General features: G+C 39.0%; 16 protein-coding genes. 10 read left to right on the top strand and 6 right to left on the bottom strand.

Annotated features, from left to right (window positions below; genetic code table 11):
• The first annotated feature begins 3 nt into the window (after positions 1-3).
• The 6 genes from QL995_RS08020 (at position 4) to QL995_RS07995 (ending at position 3776) form a co-directional block, all read left to right on the top strand.
• A complete protein-coding gene (locus tag QL995_RS08020; RefSeq protein ID WP_010553509.1) occupies positions 4-678 on the top strand; it encodes a Crp/Fnr family transcriptional regulator in 675 nt (224 codons plus the stop codon).
• Positions 679-749: 71 nt separating this feature from the next.
• Positions 750-1157 (top strand): hypothetical protein, encoded by a 408-nt coding sequence (locus tag QL995_RS08015; RefSeq protein WP_290293937.1) that lies wholly within the window; start codon positions 750-752, stop codon positions 1155-1157.
• Positions 1158-1241: 84 nt separating this feature from the next.
• Entirely contained in the window at positions 1242-1745 is a 504-nt protein-coding gene (locus QL995_RS08010; RefSeq protein WP_010553511.1) for an Mpo1-like protein, read from the top strand.
• A 60-nt stretch (positions 1746-1805) separates the two neighbouring features.
• A complete protein-coding gene (locus QL995_RS08005) occupies positions 1806-2597 on the top strand; it encodes an SDR family oxidoreductase (protein WP_290293936.1) in 792 nt (263 codons plus the stop codon).
• A 61-nt stretch (positions 2598-2658) separates the two neighbouring features.
• Complete coding sequence (locus QL995_RS08000) at positions 2659-3252, top strand: DUF2238 domain-containing protein (protein WP_149604942.1); 594 nt, start codon at positions 2659-2661, stop codon at positions 3250-3252.
• Between the two features lie 71 nt (positions 3253-3323).
• Entirely contained in the window at positions 3324-3776 is a 453-nt protein-coding gene (locus tag QL995_RS07995; RefSeq protein ID WP_290293935.1) for a GNAT family N-acetyltransferase, read from the top strand.
• 54 nt (positions 3777-3830) lie between these two features.
• Here the strand turns inward: QL995_RS07995 and QL995_RS07990 are convergent, their stop codons facing one another.
• The 3 genes from QL995_RS07990 to QL995_RS07980 all read right to left on the bottom strand — a co-directional run bounded on the left by QL995_RS07990 (position 3831) and on the right by QL995_RS07980 (position 8061).
• A complete protein-coding gene (locus tag QL995_RS07990; protein WP_290293934.1) occupies positions 3831-5927 on the bottom strand; it encodes a hypothetical protein in 2097 nt (698 codons plus the stop codon).
• Positions 5928-6561: 634 nt separating this feature from the next.
• A complete protein-coding gene (locus tag QL995_RS07985) occupies positions 6562-6741 on the bottom strand; it encodes a DUF6435 family protein (protein WP_007583346.1) in 180 nt (59 codons plus the stop codon).
• Between the two features lie 144 nt (positions 6742-6885).
• Complete coding sequence (locus QL995_RS07980; protein WP_290293933.1) at positions 6886-8061, bottom strand: PQQ-dependent sugar dehydrogenase; 1176 nt, start codon at positions 8059-8061, stop codon at positions 6886-6888.
• A 274-nt stretch (positions 8062-8335) separates the two neighbouring features.
• On the opposite strand from QL995_RS07980, the gene QL995_RS07975 reads away from it, so the two are divergent.
• The 3 genes from QL995_RS07975 (at position 8336) to QL995_RS07965 (ending at position 11630) form a co-directional block, all read left to right on the top strand.
• Positions 8336-9379, top strand: coding sequence for an iron-sulfur cluster-binding domain-containing protein (locus QL995_RS07975; protein WP_290294019.1), 1044 nt, complete (start codon positions 8336-8338; stop codon positions 9377-9379).
• Entirely contained in the window at positions 9376-10428 is a 1053-nt protein-coding gene (locus QL995_RS07970; protein WP_290293932.1) for an acyl-CoA desaturase, read from the top strand. Before QL995_RS07975 ends, QL995_RS07970 begins: the two co-directional genes overlap by 4 nt.
• 143 nt (positions 10429-10571) lie before the next feature.
• Entirely contained in the window at positions 10572-11630 is a 1059-nt protein-coding gene (locus tag QL995_RS07965; RefSeq protein WP_290293931.1) for a branched-chain amino acid aminotransferase, read from the top strand.
• A gap of 81 nt (positions 11631-11711) precedes the next feature.
• Here QL995_RS07965 and QL995_RS07960 read toward each other — a convergent pair whose 3' ends face one another.
• Complete coding sequence (locus tag QL995_RS07960) at positions 11712-14294, bottom strand: TonB-dependent receptor (RefSeq protein ID WP_290293929.1); 2583 nt, start codon at positions 14292-14294, stop codon at positions 11712-11714.
• 716 nt (positions 14295-15010) lie between these two features.
• Positions 15011-15325: a DUF962 domain-containing protein gene (locus QL995_RS07955; protein WP_165723651.1), complete on the bottom strand. Its 315-nt coding sequence runs from the start codon at positions 15323-15325 to the stop codon at positions 15011-15013.
• A 164-nt stretch (positions 15326-15489) separates the two neighbouring features.
• On the opposite strand from QL995_RS07955, the gene QL995_RS07950 reads away from it, so the two are divergent.
• Positions 15490-17646, top strand: a complete 2157-nt coding sequence (locus QL995_RS07950; protein ID WP_290293927.1) for a prolyl oligopeptidase family serine peptidase — start codon at positions 15490-15492, stop codon at positions 17644-17646.
• A 116-nt stretch (positions 17647-17762) separates the two neighbouring features.
• On the opposite strand, the gene QL995_RS07945 is transcribed toward QL995_RS07950, so the two are convergent.
• The gene (locus QL995_RS07945) at positions 17763-19055 is read right to left on the bottom strand and encodes an anti-phage deoxyguanosine triphosphatase (RefSeq protein ID WP_290293925.1); all 1293 of its coding nucleotides are present in this window, start codon (positions 19053-19055) and stop codon (positions 17763-17765) included.
• Positions 19056-19209 lie beyond the last annotated feature (154 nt).

Here is a 19209-nt window from a genome sequence, read left to right as displayed (position 1 = left end):
ATAATGACTCCACAGCAGCAAAACGTTATAGAGCAAGGGCATTGGTTTAAAAACCGTAGCGCTTATTTAAAAAGCTTTTTATTAACGCAGGGCAAAACGCTCTCGCTAAAAGCTCAGCAATCATTATTTTTGCGAGGTGATAAGCACGATGGAATTTATGCCGTACTTAGCGGCGTGGTGCGTATTAGTGGCGTAAGTAACGAAGGCAAAGAAGCCGTATTGAGCTTTATTGATTCATCACTGTGGTTTGGCGAAGTTACCTTGTTTGATGGTGGCCTGCGTACTCACGATGTATATGCACAAACTGATGTTGTGCTTTTTTACGTGCCCCAACGCGAGCTTGAACAACTATTAAACGAACAGCCACAATATTGGCAAGAGTTTGGTTTATTGCTGGCACAAAAGTTACGCCTAATGTTTACCTCAATGGAAGATCACGCATTACTAAGTGCTGAGCAAAAAGTATGCAATCGACTTTTAATGCTCAGCGAGCATACAGAGCACTTAACACCACTTGTTTTATCTCAGCAGCAACTTGCTGATATGACCTACCTAACGCGCCAAACTATTAATCAAATACTGCAACAGCTTGTTAGCCTACAAGCCATTAGTTTGGGGTATCAACGCATAACTGTTTTAGATAAACAAAAGCTACAAGCGCGTGCTACACAAGCTTAAATAGAGACCGCATTATTTAGTTGGAACCAAAATTGCTACAGATAATGTAACGCAACAATGGATTTGAGCTAATGACTACAATAACCTTTAAAAATCAATATAGTAATTATAACTCTCCTACAGTAAATAAAGCGGCAGGTCCAAGCGAAGTTGCGGCAACTAATACCCTCCCTAATGAAAAAACAAGTGATGCTAAAGGCATTACCTCAGCCCCTAAAGAACCAACGTTTTTAGAAAGTGCCCAAGAAGCGCTGGTTTATCAGCGCTTAGGTGTAAACAAAAACAAAATAGACGAGCTAAAAGCGACAATAGAAGAGCTCATTAAAGAACAGCAAAGTGAGGGCGCAGACCCTAGCGCAATTGCTGATAAAATAGAGGAACTTCAAAAAATGCTTGAGCAAGAGTATCAAAAAGGGCGCGAGCGAACGGATATGAGAGGTGAGCATGAGCCGGGTAAAATAATTTCTGCATTTGTTTAATTCACAAAATGTCGGATACCTGACATTGTTGCTGTGCTTACTTTTGCTAAAGTAAGTTTTATATATAAAAATAAAGGCAAAACAATGAAAACACTTCAACAGCAACTTGGTAAATATGGTTTGTATCATCGTTCTAAGCGTAATGTACTAACGCACTTTATTGGTATTCCGCTCATTGTATTTGCAGCGTTGTGTTTACTAGCGCGCATTCAAATACCCCTTGGTAGTGTAGTAATTGATGGTGCACAACTTTTTGTATTAGCGTCGGTTGTTTATTATTTTATGCTGAGCTTTTCGCTTGGCTTTATTATGGCCGTGATATTCACTTTACTCCTTGTTGGTGCTCAGCCTATTGCGGCAATGGCGTTTTGGCCTTGGTTGAGTATTGGCGTAGGTGTGTTTGTATTTGGCTGGGTATTACAGTTTATTGGGCACTATTACGAAGGTAAAAAACCGGCGTTTGTAGATGACCTAATTGGTTTAATTATTGGCCCTTTGTACGTAACTGTTGAACTACTATTTTTAATGGGTTTTTACAAAACATTAGAAGATGAAGTAAACGCAATAGCAGGTCCTACAAAGGCGTAAAATACTTTACTAAGTACCTTTATAAAACCTAATAAATAACAATAAAAGGGCAGATAACGCATGCAATATAATAATAAAACCGTGTGGATCACCGGCGCATCATCAGGTATTGGTAAAGAGCTCGCTATACAATTTGCCGAGCTTGGAGCGCGCGTTATTTTATCGGCGCGCAATGTAGATAAACTAAACGATTTAAAAGCAACCCTTAAAGGCGAAGGGCACTTAGTTGTGCCGCTGGACTTAGCTCAGCCAGAGCATGTACTGAGTACAGTAACAGCAAAAATGAACGATCTTCCTGCAATTGATATTTTAATTAATAACGGCGGCGTATCGCAGCGCAGTTTATTTTTAGAAAACGACTTTAACGTGTATCGCCAATTAATGGAGGTTAATTACTTTGGCTTAATTGCACTTACTAAAGCTGTATTGCCTACTATGGTGGCAAGGCGCAGTGGTTCAATTGTGTCTATTAGTAGTGTGGCGGGTAAAGTAGGTTCAAAATTTAGAACGGGTTATTCGGGTTCTAAATATGCGGTTGTTGGTTTTATGGATTGCCTACGTGCAGAAGTAGCACAACATAATATTCATTGCTTAACAATTTGCCCAGGCTCTATTAAAACAGCAATTGCGCATAACTCACTAAACGAGCAAGGCATAGCGCAAAATAAACCAGAAGAGTCGATAGAAAATGGCATGGATGTAAGCGTAGCGGCTTCAAAAATGATTCGTGCCATTAGTAATAAAAAAGACGAAGTGATTATTGGCAAAGGTTTAAGTGGTTGGGCGCCTACAATTAAGCGCTTTTTTCCTACTTTGTTTAATCGCATTACCGCAAAAACAAACTATAGGTAGCGTCGTTTATTTCAAAGGCGTAAAATGCCGTAAATTTGATCAATTTAGAAAAGGATTCTAAATGAAGTATTTATGGCTGAGCCTGTTTTTTATTGTATTAATTTGGTCTGGTATTAACCCAAAAGATCAATTTACATGGTTGCTTGAAGTTATCCCCGCAATTATTGGTTTAGTGCTGCTAGCAAGTACCTATAGCCACTTTAAACTTACCCCTATTTTATATACATTTATTTTAGCGCATTGCATAGTGCTGATGATTGGCGGGCATTACACCTACGCCGAAGTCCCTTTGTTCGATAACCTATTTGGTAGCGAGCGTAATAACTACGACAAAGTAGGGCACTTTTTTCAAGGGTTTGTACCTGCACTACTAGCACGCGAAATTTTACTGCGCAAAAAAGTAGTAAATGGTCGAGGCTGGTTAATCACCTTTGTTATTTCGGTATGTTTAGCATTTAGCGCGTTTTACGAATTAATAGAGTGGTGGGTTGCAGTATTAAGCGGCGAAAACGCAGAAGCATTTTTAGGCACGCAAGGTTACGTGTGGGATACCCAATCAGATATGGGACTGGCGTTATTTGGGGCTATTTGCTCGCTGTTAGTGCTTTCAAAGGTACACGACAAACAGCTAAAAAACGTTAAAGATTATTTATAGACTATAGGAACGTTAAAGGCTTTCTATAAGAATGTTTATAAAAACATTGGTAAAAAAAAGACTACTAACTTATGACCGCAAAAATTAGTAACTACTCAATTAGCACAGACAAAAGCAAACTTAACTTTAACGTTATTTATAACTTTATTGCTAATAGCTATTGGGCCAAAGGCATTCCTAAAAGCGTGATGCAATCAGCTATTGATAACTCAATGTGCTTTGGTGTTTACAGCGCTCATAACGAGCAAGTTGGATTTGCCAGGGTAGTGACCGATAAAGCAACCTTTGCCTATTTAGCCGATGTATTTATTGCCCCGCACTTGCAAGGAAGTGGGCTGAGTAAGTTACTCATTAAAACGATAGTAGAGCACCCTGAGCTGCAAGGGCTCAGGCGCTTTTTATTAGCGACTTCTGATGCACATGGCCTTTATGCGCAATACGGATTTAAGCCAATAGATAACCCCGCACTACTAATGCAAATAAATCCTGAGAATGTGTATGATCAAAACAATCGTAAGAGCTAATAAACGGGGGCGAAGAACAAATTCCGTTTAATGTTCTTATTATGTAGCATTGATCTACTGTTCAAAATATGTTGTAACGGCTTCATCCGTAAGTGAATAGTAATTTCTCTTACCTAACGTTCGATCTATAGTCATTTCTTTTGCCTGTAAAAAGCCCATATCTTTCAACTTTGCTGCTCTTTTACCAACCTTTTGATATGTGCAATCAAGCTCTTGTGCAAGACCAGACGGGTACTGTGGGCTATCAACTTTTAATGAGTTTATAAATTGCATATCAAACTCAGGTAATAGAATCTTCTCATCAGCTAATTCAACATCTACATTTGCATGTTCTACACTACATGTCCCAGATTTACATTTAGGACATAACATATCAAACATCTCTATCATTGATAGCATTTCATAGTCGTGGGTCGCTTTACACTGTGGGTTATTACAAGCGATATGTTTTGCATCTGATAAATAGCCTTGTAAGTTTTTTGTATTGTTAAAGCGTCTTTGGATTACATATTTACGATCTGAACCGCGACCATAATTAATATCCTCACTTACACACAACCCAAAGTTCAATGAAAAGAAGCTCATTAGTTCACTGCTATCTTGATCTTTTTGTTCATTGTATTTAGTAATGAAAAATTGCATTTCCAATGGTTTTAGAACATCTTCTAGTTTTTTATTTATATAAAAATGGCTAGTTGGTGGTTTAGTTTTATCTTTTGCAAAAACTTTAGAGTCTGAAACTAGAATATCTCGTTTGTTACTTTTTGCAGATTCAACAAATCGCTCAAGTAACTGATGTAAGTGATATTTTTCAAGCTTCATATCAAATGGTTCTCTCATGAATTGATTTTGAGAGAAGTAAGGCCTTACAGTATCAATAAAGTGCTTTTCTGCAGCAATAGACAAATCATTAAGTGTAATTTTTTTATCTTTAGCAATACTCTGTTGGTTTGCGTACCATAAAATCCAGCCAACATTACGTGGTACACAAGATGTAATATCAAAAAGAGTTTTGTAGTAATCATCGAGTGTAGCTTTTGTTGTATCAAAGAATTCATCAGGAGTTTGCTTACAGAAAAACTGGGTTCGTTTTTCAATCAACTTTTTAATGCTTCCCTCTGCCTGAGCATGAACATCTGTAATAGTTTTAGCTTGGTATAACTCGTAAAAATCTAGCCTTATTTGTTCGATTTTCTGCGGATCGATATCTCCGAGATATATTCTTCCTGGGTAAGCTGCAATTTTGAATTTAAAGAATTCATCAGAAAGGTTGTTCAACGGTCCAATGATTACATCTACAAATATTTTCATTGCATCATAATCTATTTCTGAAAAGTCATCTAAACAAATAAAAACATGATTAATACCGATATTTTTTAACAGCTCCCTTATACTTCGCATTATCAAAATAGGGTTGAAGCACTTTAAAAGAACTTCAGAAAACTCTTCATTTAAGCTAGATGCATCAGAGTTTGAAGTCACATGTTCGGCATTAAAACTTCCTTTAGGACCAGTTGAGTCAACACTTACATTAGCTGAAATTTTTTGATTAACTGAATTCTTATTTTCTTCATTAGACAAGACTTTCTTTTGCTTTAGAACTTCAACATCCATATATTCAAATTTTTCGATATCATCGAAAATTCTATTTAGTTCTTCTTCAAAAGCAGTTTTATCCGGACCAAAATAATCAGTAATCTTAGCAAGGTAAAATTTCAAAGTGTTAGTTTTAAGTTCTAGCTTAATTTCTGAGATGATTTCTTTAAGAAACGATTTATATATCAGGTATTTATTCAAGTCCTGAGCAGAGAAATGATCAGCATAGTTTTCTGCACTATAAGAAAACGCTTTAGACTGTTCAAAAATGCTTTTAACATCTATATATAGTGAAAGGCGATCCTTACTCTTTCTTATATCGTGTTGAAGCCTAGCAATGATTGTCGATTTTCCAGTGCCGCGTCGCCCTGTTAGGATTGTCGTATTTAGTTTTGAAATCGACTTTAATATAAGATCATTATCTAAAGGATCAACATAAAGCTTTTCGATAACATCTTTGCTTTTACTAACATCCGATAAATCAGCTCTTCTGCACTTTTTTAAGGAATCAACTAAATTAAAAAAATTATCTTTGTTTTTCTGACTAATGTTCATTTAATACCCTTTAAAAATACACGAGAAATTTGAGTGAGCTGACTTGCTACATAATAGTTTTATCAGAGGATACTTTCCTCTCTTTATGAGCAATGTATGTCCTCTTAATTATTTTTTAATATTAATAGCAAATCCTGTAACACATTGCGAGTATTAAACTTTAAGTCGGGCTGTTCTTTTAATAATATGCAGAAAAGAGGAAAACGTCCTCATTTTTTACTTAGGAGGAAAAACACCAGCGCTGTATGTAAATGCAGCAATTAAATATTTAAAATGAAAACCAAACCCGATTTTAAATCATTTAATATTCACTAAAAAACGGTGGCGATAACGTAAGTAACGGCCTTAAGTACACTTGTTTGTGTAAGCATATTATAAAAGGGGGTTTAGGGATGGTGGAAGCTGTAAAGCGAGGTCGTGAATATTTACTAAACGCGTCTTCCTACTTTTAAAACAGGGCAGACACGATGTTTATACCAATCGACTTAAATATTTAGCCTTTCTAGCGTGCTAAATAAAGCGTTAACGGCGTTATAAATTTCTCATGTAGAACAACTACATGTCGAAATTTATGCCTTGTTATCACTTTATTTACCCGTCGCTATAAATGTCTAATAACTTAACACGATTGGTATTATTTGGCTTTTTTAGCCTCTAGAATTTCTATTTCACTCCAGATTTTTTCTGCTTCTGCACTTAACATGGCGAAGCTTTTAATGTCACCTTTTCTTTGTGCCTGCATGCCTTGCTCTAGCTTTACGTCGTATTCTTTACGCAGTTTTTTTATTGGGTCAGGCTTTAAAAATGAAAACATTAGTATTCTCTTAATTTATTAAATTATATGTAGTTAGTGTACGCATTAATGGGCTTAATAGTTCTTTGTTTGGTGAAAATGTTTACTTTGCGCTTTTAAAGCGCAGAGTAAACGCAGTGTAATTTTGCGTGCTAGTGCTAGTGTTTATTTTTCTGGCTCTAGGCGTTTAATACCTTGGCCATCAATACCTAAATAAATAAAACCATCACTGCCTTGGGCTAAGCTGCGTACTCTGCCAATTCCATCGAGTATTTTATATTGCTTAACAACCTTACCTTTTGATAGTTCCAGAGCGCTAATGAATGCAAATTTCATTGATGCTAGTAATAGCTTACCTTTAAGCTTTGGGTATTTATCACTCGTTACATACAACATATCGGAAGGGGCAATTGAAGGGGTCCAATGTAATACGGGCGATTGCATGCCGTCTTTTTCTTCAAGGTCTGTAAACTTGGTACCGCTGTAGTTAACGCCATAGCTTACTAAAGGCCACCCGTAGTTAGCGCCTTTTTTTATAATATTAAGCTCATCGCCGCCGCGCGGTCCGTGCTCGTGAGACCATAAAATATTATTTTGATTATCAAACCACATGCCTTGTGGATTACGATGCCCATAAGACCATACAGCATGTTTTGCATCTTTTTGTTTAACAAACGGATTGTCGCTTGGGATACTACCATCTTCGTGTAAGCGATAAATTTTACCGCCATCGCGAGTGAGATCTTGCGGGTTTATGTCGCGCGAGCCGCGATCGCCAATTGAAAAATAAACATAACCTTCATCATCAAACACAATACGGCTGCCGTAGTGCTGGCCTTTGGTAGTATTATGCTCGCCTTTGTATAGCAATTGCTGATCAGATAGCTGCGTATGATCGCTACTTAGCTTGGCGCGCATTAAGGCGGTGTTACTTCCGCTTCCTTTGCCCTCACTACTTGAGTAACTAAAGTACAGCCATTGGTTTTGCTTACTATCGGTGTGTAGTGATAAATCAAGCAATCCACCTTGGCCATTAGCATCAATGTCGGGAAGCCCAGAGACCTTAGTTAATTTAGTTGTATTTTTAGGTAATAAGAATAATGTTCCACTGCGCTCAGATATTAGTAAATCACCATTAGCTAAAGGCTCAATAGCCCAAGGTATAACCACACCATCTGCTGCTGTTACTGCGTTAACGTTAAGCGGTAAAGTATCGAGCTGCTTATAGTTTTTTACGTAATCGCTTTTTGCATGCGCGGGTGCGTTAGTAGCAAATATAGCAACGGCTAAGCCTGCACTTATTAGTTTAGGGAGTGTGTTATGTGACATTAAATTTATCATTATGGCTTCCAAAATTAATCCAATCTTACATAACCTTAACATGGCATAAATAAATTTGTTAAGCGTTGAGTTGAATGAAAAACACACACTTATATTTTTATACGATGACCTTTTAACAGAAAATTGTTTAGTAATTAGCGCTAATAAAAAATTGAATAATTACTCTATTGGGGTTGAAAACTAAAAATTTCAGCGTACACTTGTGCGCTGAAGTTTGAGCGTACACGTGTAAGTTCAAACGTTAAGTATTTTACGACCCAAGAGATTAATAGTGATGATAATTAAAGTATTAAACCAATTTTCAAAATGGTTTTTACACCATCAAAGTTTTGCAGGCTACATAGAGCCAATAATGCAGGTATTTAAACCTGCATGGCGTGCAGGGCAGTTTAGAGCGCAAGTAGTTAGTATAGCTGTGCTTGATGGCGGCTTTTTAAGTGTGCAACTTAAGCCAAGCAAACATTGGCAGGCGCATACATCAGGGCAGCATATAAGTTTAACGCTTGAAATTAATGGGCGATTATTAACACGCGTTTTTACCGTGGCTTCAAGCGCTCAGCAATTTAAAAATACTGGTTTGGTGCGCTTACTAATCAAAACAAATGTGCAAGGGCGCTTTACTGGCTTACTCAGCAGCGCATTAAAAGCGGGTTTGTGGTGCAATATTTCTGCGCCAAGCGGCGACTTTGTATTTAAAAACACACATACACCAGCCACTTTTATTGCAGGCGGCTCGGGTATAACACCTATGCTAGCTATGCTTGATGATTACCTAAGCCAAACAACGCAAAAAGTATCGTTGGTGTATTACGCAAAAGCCACTGAGCATCAATGTGTTGATGAGCTAAGTGAGTTGGCAGCGCAATTTGAGCATTTTTCGTTTTTATTATTAACGCGTGAGCAATCAAGCGATATAACCAGCAATATTAAGCCGTGGGAAAATCCAGACATTTACTGCTGTGGCCCTGCAGCATTTATGCAGACGGTGAGCGATTTTGCTAAAACGAATAAGCTAAATTACTACCAAGAAGCCTTTGGTTTAGCGCTGCCTAGCTTAAACGACGACAGCCAATTTAATGTAAAGATTAACGCCAGTGCCCATGTTGTGTCGGGCAACGATGTTTTACTACCTCAGTTTGAAGAAAAAAAGCTCCCCGTTAAACGCGGTTGCGGTATTGGTATTTGCCATCAATGCCAATGTATTAAAAAGTCAGGCGTGGTACGTAATTTAAAAACAGGTGAATTGAGTGACAACGGCGAGCAGTTAATACAACTTTGCGTAAGCCAACCTGTTAGTGATTTGGAGTTACAATTATGAAAAACATTAACTATGACATGCTCGCAAGCGAGCTAGATGCCATTAAAATGGAGACCCTTGGCAAAGTAGGCCAACAAGATGCTGACTATATTCGCTCTGTTGTGCGCAAACAGCGAGTGTGTGAATGGAGCGGGCGAATTTTGCTAATGCTTGGTTTTATTCAGCCATTATTGTGGGTTGCAGGCGTGTTGTTATTAGCACTTGCTAAAATTTTAGACAATATGGAAATTGGCCACAATGTAATGCATGGTCAATACGATTGGATGAACGACAAGCAACTTAACTCACAACATTATGAGTGGGACATAGCGTGCGACGGGCAAAGTTGGCACCGTATTCATAATTTTGAGCACCATACTTATACTAATATTATTGGTAAAGACCGTGATTTTGGCTATGGATTATTACGCCTGAGCGATGATTTTAATTGGCGTTTAAAAAATGTATGGCAGTTTATTACATACATTAATTTAAGTGTGCTATTTCAGTGGGGTGTGTCGTATCACGAGTTGGCTGCAGAGCGTGTTTTTATTGGTAAAAAGAAAGAAAACCGCGAAGGGCTTGTTTCACACTCTACATTAAAGCAGCGCTTTTTTAGTAAAGGCGCTCGCCAGTTAATTAAAGATTATGCGATATTTCCGTTACTTGCAGGGCCTTTATTTTTATGGGTGTTGGCCGGTAATTTAGTAGCAAATTTAATCCGTAATTTATGGACATCGACCATAATATTTTGTGGTCACTTTACTGAAGAAACGCAAACTTTTAAACAAGAAGACTGCGTAAACGAAACCCAAGGACAGTGGTATTACCGCCAAGTACTGGGCTCGTCTAATATTAAAGGACCGCATTGGTTTCATGTTTTAACAGGGCATTTGAGCTGCCAAATAGAGCATCATTTATTTCCTGATATGCCGTCTTCGCGCTATCAAGAAGTTGCACCTCAAGTACAAGCTGTTTTGAAAAAACACGGTATTGATTATCATACAGGTGGTTTTTTTAGACAGTATACGTCGGTGTTAAAACGTATTATTAAATATTCGTTTAAATAAACATGTTTTAATTAACGAATGAAAAAATCGGTCTGTGTAACTACACTGACCGATTTTTTTGTTTATTGCACTCAATACGGTTGATTAGTAAACAGCACTTGCAAAAAATTCTCATAGTTAATTAAAAAAGCCTTACTTTAGCTATGGTTAAATGGCGGGTGATTGTCATACAATGGAGGGAAATAGACCACACAAGAGAGATTAAAATGGCCGCATTTGGTACCGTGTTTATGCCGCAGATGATTCAAGCTCGTTTTTCTGATAATAAATGGAGCGAAAGCTCAATTGTCCCTTCCGATAAACTTGAACTTCATGCTGGTGCGCACGTTCTTCATTATTCAAGTACATGTTTTGAAGGCTTAAAAGCCTTTCGCCATGAAGATGGTTCTGTTTATCTTTTTAGAATGGATGCAAACATTGCACGCATGCAACAAAGCTCAGCGCTATTAAGCTTACCGAGTTTTGACAATGATATGCTAAAAACGATGATTATCGATATTATGCGCGAATACGCAGATGAAACGCCATTACCACCGGGCTCTATGTATATTCGCCCAACGCACATTGGTACTGAGGCTGCAATTGGTAAAGCGGCTGCGCCATCAATGAGCTCACTTTTATACACGTTACTATCGCCAGTAGGTGATTACTTTGCCGGTGGTGCAACTGCACTGCGTGTATTGCTTGAAGAAGATGGTATGCGCTGCGCTCCGCACATGGGTATGGTAAAAAGTGGTGGTAACTACGCCAGTGCTCTAGCACCTATTAGTGCTGCACGAACTAAGTATCAAGCAGATCAAATTTTATTTTGCCCAGGTGGCGACGTACAAGAAACCGGTGCTGCTAACTTTATACTTATTGATGGCAACGAAATTATTACTAAAGCGCTTGATAGCACGTTTTTACACGGTGTAACGCGTAATAGTATTTTAACCATTGCAAAAGATTTAGGTATGACGGTAAGCGAGCGTAACTTTAGCGTTACTGAGCTACTAGAGCGTGCTGCTAAACCAGGTACTGAAGCGGCGCTTTCGGGCACTGCAGCTGTACTAACTGCTGTGGGTACATTTATTCATAACGATAAAGAATACAAAGTAGGTACTGGCGAGCCAGGCCCAACTACTGCGCGCCTTCGCCAAGCATTGAACGATATTCAATGGGGTAAAAGTGAAGACAAGCACGGCTGGTTAACTAAAATCTAATTATAGATTTAATAGCAACTCGCATTAAAAAGCCACCTAATCGGTGGCTTTTGTGTGTTTGGTTACTTTAAGCTGTGCTTATTAGAACTTCATTTCTATTTTACCGTACACGTAGCGTCCGTTAAATCCATACGGCGAGAAGCTAGAGTAAGCAAATAAACGTGAGAATGTGGTTACATCGTCAACATTTTCACGGGTTGCATCTGGGTAAACATCAAAAATGTTATTAGCACCTAAGCTCAGCGATACGTTTTCACTAAGCGAGTAGGCTACATCTAAGTCGGTTATCCATTTAGGCTTAAGCACTTCGTTACGTTCTGGGTTATCTGAAGGGTCTTGAGTTTCGCCGTAACGCGTTGTTCTAAGAGTGGTACGTATGTCGTCGTTAGTCCATGTTGCGCTTAAGTTGTACTTATTACGCGGTGTGCTTACTTCAAAACGACGTAGCTCAGTGCCTGAGAACAAGTTGTCTTGATCAAACCCTGCACCTTGTAGCTCTGCTGGTGGGTCGATAATATTTGTTACTTCATTTTTGCCGTAGTTATAACCTAGGTTAAAGGCTAAATCGCCGTAACCATCAGTTGCTACATTATATGAGGCAACCACATCAACACCACGGGTTTTGCTGTCAATTGCATTTAAGAAGAAACGACCTTGGTTAGCGCCTGTACCTTCAAGAAGTTGCTCAATAGCATCGCCCGATAAGTTGTTTGATAGCACAATGCGGTCATCAATTAATATTTGGTAGTAATCAACCGACAAGCTGAAATTAAAGTCGGTAGACCATGTAAAACCAACGCCGTAGTTTGTTGCTTCCTCAGCATCAAGACCTGGTGAGCCCAGTGCTTTTGCTACATCGCTGCTTGGTGCGAACGTACCTGTTTCGGTTGGTTCGCCATCAACAAATACAGTGGCCACTGAGGTAAAGTATTGCTGCTGCAAAGAAGGTGCTCTAAAACCAGTAGATACTGAGGCGCGTAGTGCTAAGTCTTCAGTTAATGAATAACGAGTCGCAATTTTACCGTTAAGTGTATCGCCAAAGTCTGAGTAATCTTCATAACGGGCGGCAACCGCTAAATTCCAATCGTCGGTTAGGTAGGTTTCAAGGTCTATATATAAGCTCACGTTGTGGCGGCTGTTATCGCCCTCTGATTCGGGTGTAAACCCCGGGAATACTTGTGCCCCCGCTGCGCCAAATGGGCCATCAACTGGGTCGGTTACTGCGCCTCCTGGGCCAAATGTGCCTTGTGCATATGATGCTTCTTCGCCTGCATCTATTTGGTATCCTTCGCGGCGATACTCAGCACCTACAGCTACGTTTACAGAGCTTTCTAAAAAGCTGACGTCTACTTCGCGGCTAAAATCAACGTTTAAAGTAAGTTGATCGTAGGTAAGTGTTCCTGCATCAAAGCTTGTTTGGCTAGTCGGGCCGTATGAGGTATTTAAGCTATTTATAACACCAAACTCAAATGCATCTTGACCATATACGGCCGATACATCGTAATTCCATTCACTTACAAAACCTTTAGCGCCAAGTGCCAGTGAAAAGTCATCTATGTCTGAGGTAATAACAGGTAAAAAGCCATCAGGGTATACTTCTTCTATATTACGGCTATCGCTTGCACGGCGATAAAACCCGCCGCCTTCGCCTTCACGTTTGCTGTAAGAGCCAAACGAATATAAGTCGACTTCGTTTGTTAACTGGTAACCTGCGTTATAAAACATTGAAAAATCTTCAACATCGCCATTACCAAAGTTATGGTTGTAACGATTTACAGTCAGTTCACGTGGGTCAAGCGCGCCATCTACTGAACTGTCATCTATGCGTGCGTAGTTTTCACGGTTATCGTAGTCTGAGCGGTTAGTTGAATGACGGTCGCGGTATTCTGTTGAGATGTTTAAAAAGCCATTATCGCCAAGCTCAAAACCCATATTACCTTGCAGCGTTAATGTTTGACCATCGGTTAAAGAGCGATCGCCCCCTTCGGTAAAGGCTAAATTACCATCACTGCCTTCAGAAACTGATTTTAGCTGTGGTACACCGTCCATTTCGGTTACGTTAGCACCATATATAGCCGCAACTGAACCACCGCTGCTGGCACTTTTAAGTACAATATTAATAACACCAGCTATAGCATCAGAGCCATATTGCGCTGCTGCACCATCGCGTAATACTTCAATACGGGCAATAGCATTTGCAGGTATCGCATTTAAGTCAACCGATGATGAACCACGACCCGTTGAGCCATTTAAGTTAAGTAATGCGTTGCTGTGGCGGCGTTTACCATTAACAAGCACTAAGGTGTGATCGGGTGCTAAGCCACGAAGCTGAGCGGGGCGTACATGGTCGCTGCCATCAGTAAGTGATGCTTGTGGGAAGTTAAAGCTGGGTAATAAACTGCTAAGCAGGGCATTCGTTTCAGTAAAGCCTGAGTTTTTAAGTGCATCTGCACCAATTATATCGATGGGTACTGCGCTGTCTTCTACTGTACGGCCTAATCGGCGAGAGCCAATTACGCTTATTTGTTCGATGTTTTCTTCTGCTTTAGTGTCTTGCTCTGCAGCATTTACGCAGAGCGAACCAAGTAGTGCAGCAGACGCGCTCATTGCGAGTAATATTTGTGGTACCGATTGCTGTAATTTAAATAACGGTTTTCTATTCATGCTGTATTTCCCCATACCCATTGAATTATTTTAGTTTTGTACAAAAAGATTAATACCAACCCGCAATAATACTTAATCATTTTTAGGAGCTAAACGTGCCGTTACCTGCGTTAAAAAATTCTCATTTACGACTGCATGGATGCAGAAGGTAGAGCAATGCAGGAGCAATTGCCGAGAACAACTAAATAGCGAATTTTTTGCCTAGCTATCAACACGTTTTTCCATCCTCAAAATAGATCACTTAATTAAGCGGATTGGTATAAACTTTTTTGTTACCTTGAACATATACTTAATTAACAAAGTCAGTCAATTGAATAACATTCAATTAATTTAAGGGTTTTTATAATTACATTTGGTTGTTTTTTATAATGATCATTGTTTTAGTTATATAGCGAAGGTAATTGCTAAGTAATTGATGGATAATGAATTATATTTAAAAGTTAAATTTAACGTTTAATTAACTGGTAAGATGAGGTTGATGGGTTGAATTAATTTAGAGTAGGGAACCATTTTTATTGGGCTGGCAATAAATAGCTGTTGAGCTATAAATGTTTTTTAAAATTTAAAATACAAATAAACCCATTAGATGTTAACTAAATTAACATTTAATGGGTGTACTATAAATTATGTACTACTTATTAGAACCTATACTTTAAAGCATGAAGCAATTTTGTTTTTATAAGTAATTGGTATAAAAAAGAGTGCTAAAAATAGTGTTAAAATTTAATTTTTCCAACAAGCATATCTTTAAACATTACCCAATCTCCCCACAAACTGTAAAAAGGGTGTTTAAAAGTAGCTGGGCGGTTTTTTTCAAAAAAGAAATGCCCAACCCACGCAAATCCATATCCAATAACAGGTAATAGCCATAATAAACTGTAGTGTTGTTTTAATAATGCTATTGCGATTACAGCAAGAACGAGGGTGCTTCCTATAAAATGTAAGCGGCGGCAAATCACGTTGCGGTGTTCTTTTAAATAATAAGGGTAGAAGGCTTTAAAGCTTTTAAACGTGGGGTTTTTACTTTGCATAGTGTGCTCTTTTATTGTTTTTTATTTTAATGAGGGTTGTGCTATTAAAGCGTAAGTTTACATTTGTTTACAGCGATAAATGACGCTTAACGCATCTAAATAGACAAAAGGGCTAAAAGTTAATAACTTAGGCGCACTATTAATAAATAAGAATGGAACTCAGGATGTTTAAACATACTCTAGCGTGTGCTGTAATTGTAGCGCTTAGCGGCTGTTCAGAGCCAACTAATACGGTAACTCAAGAAGAAGTAAAAGCACCTATGAAGCAAGTTAACGCAGTTATATACCCAGAAACAAAAAAAGGCGATATCGTAGATACCTACTTTGAAGAAGCCGTTAGCGACCCATATCGTTGGCTTGAAGATGATATGAGCGACGAGACTGCCGATTGGGTTAAAACGCAAAACAATTTAACATTTTCTTATTTAGAACAAATCCCTTATCGCGATAAGTTAAAGCAGCGCCTTGAAAAACTAATGAACTACGAAAAAATAGGCGCTCCTTTTACTGAAGGCGATTACACCTATTTTTATAAAAACGATGGCCTGCAAAATCAATATGTTTTGTACCGCAGTAAAGATGGCGGCGACGTTGAAGTATTTTTAGATCCAAACAAGTTTAGTGACGATGGTACGACGTCTATGTCGGGTTTATCGTTTTCAAAAGATGGGTCATTACTCGCGTATCAAATATCTGAAGGCGGCAGCGATTGGCGCAAAATTATAGTTATTGATGCACATACTAAAGAGCAAGTTGAAGAAGCGCTTGTTGACGTTAAATTTAGTGGCATTGATTGGTTAGGCAACGAAGGTTTTTATTATTCAAGTTACGAAAAACCTAAAGGCAGTGAGCTTTCGGCTAAAACAGATCAGCATAAAGCGTATTACCATAAGCTAGGTACTGCACAGTCTGCTGACCAAGTTGTATTTGGTGAAACTGATGAGCAAAAACATCGCTATGTAGGCGCTGATGTAACCCATGACGGCCGCTACCTACTTATTTCGGCAAGTACGTCTACCTCAGGCAATAAACTGTTTATAAAAGACTTAACAAAAGAAAACAGTGAGTTTGTAACGGTTGTTGGAAATACTGATTCAGATACATCAGTTATTGATAACGAAGGCAGCAAGCTGTTTTTAGTTACTAACCTCAATGCACCAAACAAAAAAGTAGTGACGGTTGATGCAAGTAATCCAAGCCCTGAAAATTGGGTTGATTTAATTCCAGAAACCAAAAACGTATTAAACCTTACAAAAGGTGGCGATACCTTTTTTGCTAACTACATGGTTGATGCTATTTCGCAGGTAAAACAGTACAACAAAAAAGGCGAGCTAATTCGCGAAATTACATTACCAGGCGTGGGTACTGCACGTGGTTTTGGCGGTAAAAAAGATCAAACAACGCTTTATTATTCGTTCACTAACTACAAAACACCAGGTACTACTTATACGTTTGATGTAGCTACAGGTGAATCGGGTGTTTATCGTAAGTCGGCTATTGATTTTAATAGCGATGATTACACGTCTGAGCAAGTGTTTTACACATCAAAAGACGGCACTAAAATACCGATGGTAATTACCTATAAAACAGGCATTAAGCTTGATGGTTCAAACCCTACTATTTTATACGGTTACGGTGGTTTTAATATTAGTTTAACGCCAAGCTTTAGCCCTGTTAATGCAGTATGGCTTGAGCAAGGTGGTGTATACGCCGTTGCTAATATTCGCGGTGGTGGTGAGTACGGTAAAAACTGGCACAATGCCGGCACAAAATTGCAAAAGCAAAATGTGTTTGACGACTTTATTGCCGCAGCTGAGTACTTAAAAGATAAAAAGTACACATCTAAAAAGCGCTTAGCACTTCGCGGTGGATCTAATGGTGGTTTGTTAGTTGGCGCAGTGATGACGCAGCGCCCAGACTTATTTCAGGTGGCTCTACCTGCTGTAGGTGTACTTGATATGTTGCGCTACCATACCTTTACCGCAGGTGCGGGTTGGGCATACGACTACGGTACCAGTGAGCAGAGCAAAGAAATGTTTGAATACATTAAAGGTTATTCACCACTTCATAATGTAAAAGCAGGTGTTGAGTATCCAGCGACTATGATTACAACTGGCGATCATGATGACCGCGTTGTCCCTTCGCATTCGTTTAAGTTTGCAGCTGAGCTTCAAGCAAAGCAAACGGGTAATAATCCAACGCTTATTCGCATAGAAACCAATGCAGGGCATGGCGCAGGTACTCCAACAAGTAAAACAATTGAGCAGTACGCTGATATATTTGGTTTTACGCTATACAACATGGGCGTAGAGTCGTTATAAAAGCGATTTAACTAAATAGCTAACTTTAATAGCTGAGCAAAAAGGCCGAGTAAATTTAATTTACTCGGCCTTTTTAATAATGCTCAGTTTTATATTACTTACGTCTATTGGTATTGCTACTGCATAGGTGAAAACAATCGTTGATACGTTTTATAAGCGTACTCGTCGGTCATTCCGCTTAAGTAATCGCAAATTATACGCATACCTTGGTTTTGCTTTTGTGCATCTATGTATTGTGCTTGTGTTGTTTCGGGTAATAAACGCAGCGGATCGCTAGCAAACGCGGTAAATAACTCTATTAGTAAGTTTTGACCTTTGAACTCTATTTGCTGCATTTCGGGGTCGCGTATTAAACGTTGAAACACAAAATGCTTAAGTATTTGTAATACACTGTCGTATTGGGCATCTAATTTAGCGGTGTACTTTAAAATAGGGCATTCAAAGTCATCGTTTTGAACATCTAAATGTATATGAATAATAAAGGTATTAACCAGCTCACCTATGGCATCTTTTCGCTCATAATCATTTTTTGAAAACAAACGCTGGGTCAGCGATTCAAGCATGGTGTTTAACCAGTCAAAATTTAGTGCTTTTAAATGAGGTAGAGCATGAGTTTGCCAATCGTCTAACGTAAGTACACGGGTTGCAATGGCATCTTCTAAGTCGTGTACCGCGTACGCTATATCGTCGGCGTGTTCCATTATGGCGCTGTCGAGTGATTTATACGTTGTTTTAGCGCGGTACTTATCAATAGCGGCATGGCTACCTAGCAATGTTTTATCGTTTTGACTCAGTGGTTCTACTATCCAATTAAATATGGCAGCATCGTCGTTGTATAACCCTTTGGCAGGTCTCCAATCATCCGCTTTTATAAATGCACGACCGGTTGTATCGTCAGGAATGGTATGCCAGAGCGTATTAATAAACGCGGGGTATTTTATAAAGCCTAATAAAGTACGACGAGTGAGGTTCATGCCGTGGCCATTACTGTAGGGCTCAAGTTTTGCAACTATGCGCAGTGTTTGTGCGTTACCTTCAAAACCACCGTGATCGCGCATCATGTAATTTAGCGCTATTTCACCACCATGACCAAAAGGCGGATGGCCAATATCGTGCGCTAAACACAGTGTTTCGAGCAGTCCGGTTGATGGAAAGTGCGTAAAGTCGCCATGTTGCGCTTTTAAATGGCGCAATATACCAGTACCAATTTGCGATACTTCTAAAGAGTGGGTAAGGCGAGTGCGGTAAAAGTCGTTAAGGCCAATGCCCATAATTTGGGTTTTAGCTTGCAAACGCCTAAATGCAGCTGCATGAATAATACGCGAACGGTCGACCTGCCACGGCGAGCGGTTATCGTTAGGACGATGTTTATATTGCTCTATTATTCGGCTTTGCCATTGTTTATCCATACTGCTTACTCACACATAGTTAATATTATTAAACTTTGCCCAGTATACCCATGGACTTATAAATTGCGAATGAACAAATGCACTACATAGGCTCCGTTTTATCTAAAATTCAAGTACACTGCTGAAAATTCAACCGTAAAAGGTCACCAAACCC

Source organism: Pseudoalteromonas sp. APC 3358, from assembly GCF_030408075.1.
Taxonomy (GTDB): Bacteria; Pseudomonadota; Gammaproteobacteria; order Enterobacterales; family Alteromonadaceae; genus Pseudoalteromonas; species Pseudoalteromonas arctica.
The sequence above is the reverse complement of the archived record's forward strand: the minus strand, read 5'-3'. Positions and strand labels throughout refer to the sequence as shown.

Coding starts and splice junctions, on each gene's coding strand:
- QL995_RS07950 (WP_290293927.1), top strand. CDS start 15,490: ATGTTTAAACATACTCTAGCGTGTGCTGTAATTGTAGCGCTTAGCGGC.
- QL995_RS07995 (WP_290293935.1), top strand. CDS start 3,324: ATGACCGCAAAAATTAGTAACTACTCAATTAGCACAGACAAAAGCAAA.
- QL995_RS07955 (WP_165723651.1), bottom strand. CDS start 15,325: ATGCAAAGTAAAAACCCCACGTTTAAAAGCTTTAAAGCCTTCTACCCT.
- QL995_RS07970 (WP_290293932.1), top strand. CDS start 9,376: ATGAAAAACATTAACTATGACATGCTCGCAAGCGAGCTAGATGCCATT.
- QL995_RS08000 (WP_149604942.1), top strand. CDS start 2,659: ATGAAGTATTTATGGCTGAGCCTGTTTTTTATTGTATTAATTTGGTCT.
- QL995_RS07985 (WP_007583346.1), bottom strand. CDS start 6,741: ATGTTTTCATTTTTAAAGCCTGACCCAATAAAAAAACTGCGTAAAGAA.
- QL995_RS07960 (WP_290293929.1), bottom strand. CDS start 14,294: ATGAATAGAAAACCGTTATTTAAATTACAGCAATCGGTACCACAAATA.
- QL995_RS07975 (WP_290294019.1), top strand. CDS start 8,336: ATGATAATTAAAGTATTAAACCAATTTTCAAAATGGTTTTTACACCAT.
- QL995_RS08015 (WP_290293937.1), top strand. CDS start 750: ATGACTACAATAACCTTTAAAAATCAATATAGTAATTATAACTCTCCT.
- QL995_RS07965 (WP_290293931.1), top strand. CDS start 10,572: ATGGTTAAATGGCGGGTGATTGTCATACAATGGAGGGAAATAGACCAC.
- QL995_RS08020 (WP_010553509.1), top strand. CDS start 4: ATGACTCCACAGCAGCAAAACGTTATAGAGCAAGGGCATTGGTTTAAA.
- QL995_RS07980 (WP_290293933.1), bottom strand. CDS start 8,061: ATGATAAATTTAATGTCACATAACACACTCCCTAAACTAATAAGTGCA.
- QL995_RS07945 (WP_290293925.1), bottom strand. CDS start 19,055: ATGGATAAACAATGGCAAAGCCGAATAATAGAGCAATATAAACATCGT.
- QL995_RS08010 (WP_010553511.1), top strand. CDS start 1,242: ATGAAAACACTTCAACAGCAACTTGGTAAATATGGTTTGTATCATCGT.
- QL995_RS08005 (WP_290293936.1), top strand. CDS start 1,806: ATGCAATATAATAATAAAACCGTGTGGATCACCGGCGCATCATCAGGT.
- QL995_RS07990 (WP_290293934.1), bottom strand. CDS start 5,927: ATGAACATTAGTCAGAAAAACAAAGATAATTTTTTTAATTTAGTTGAT.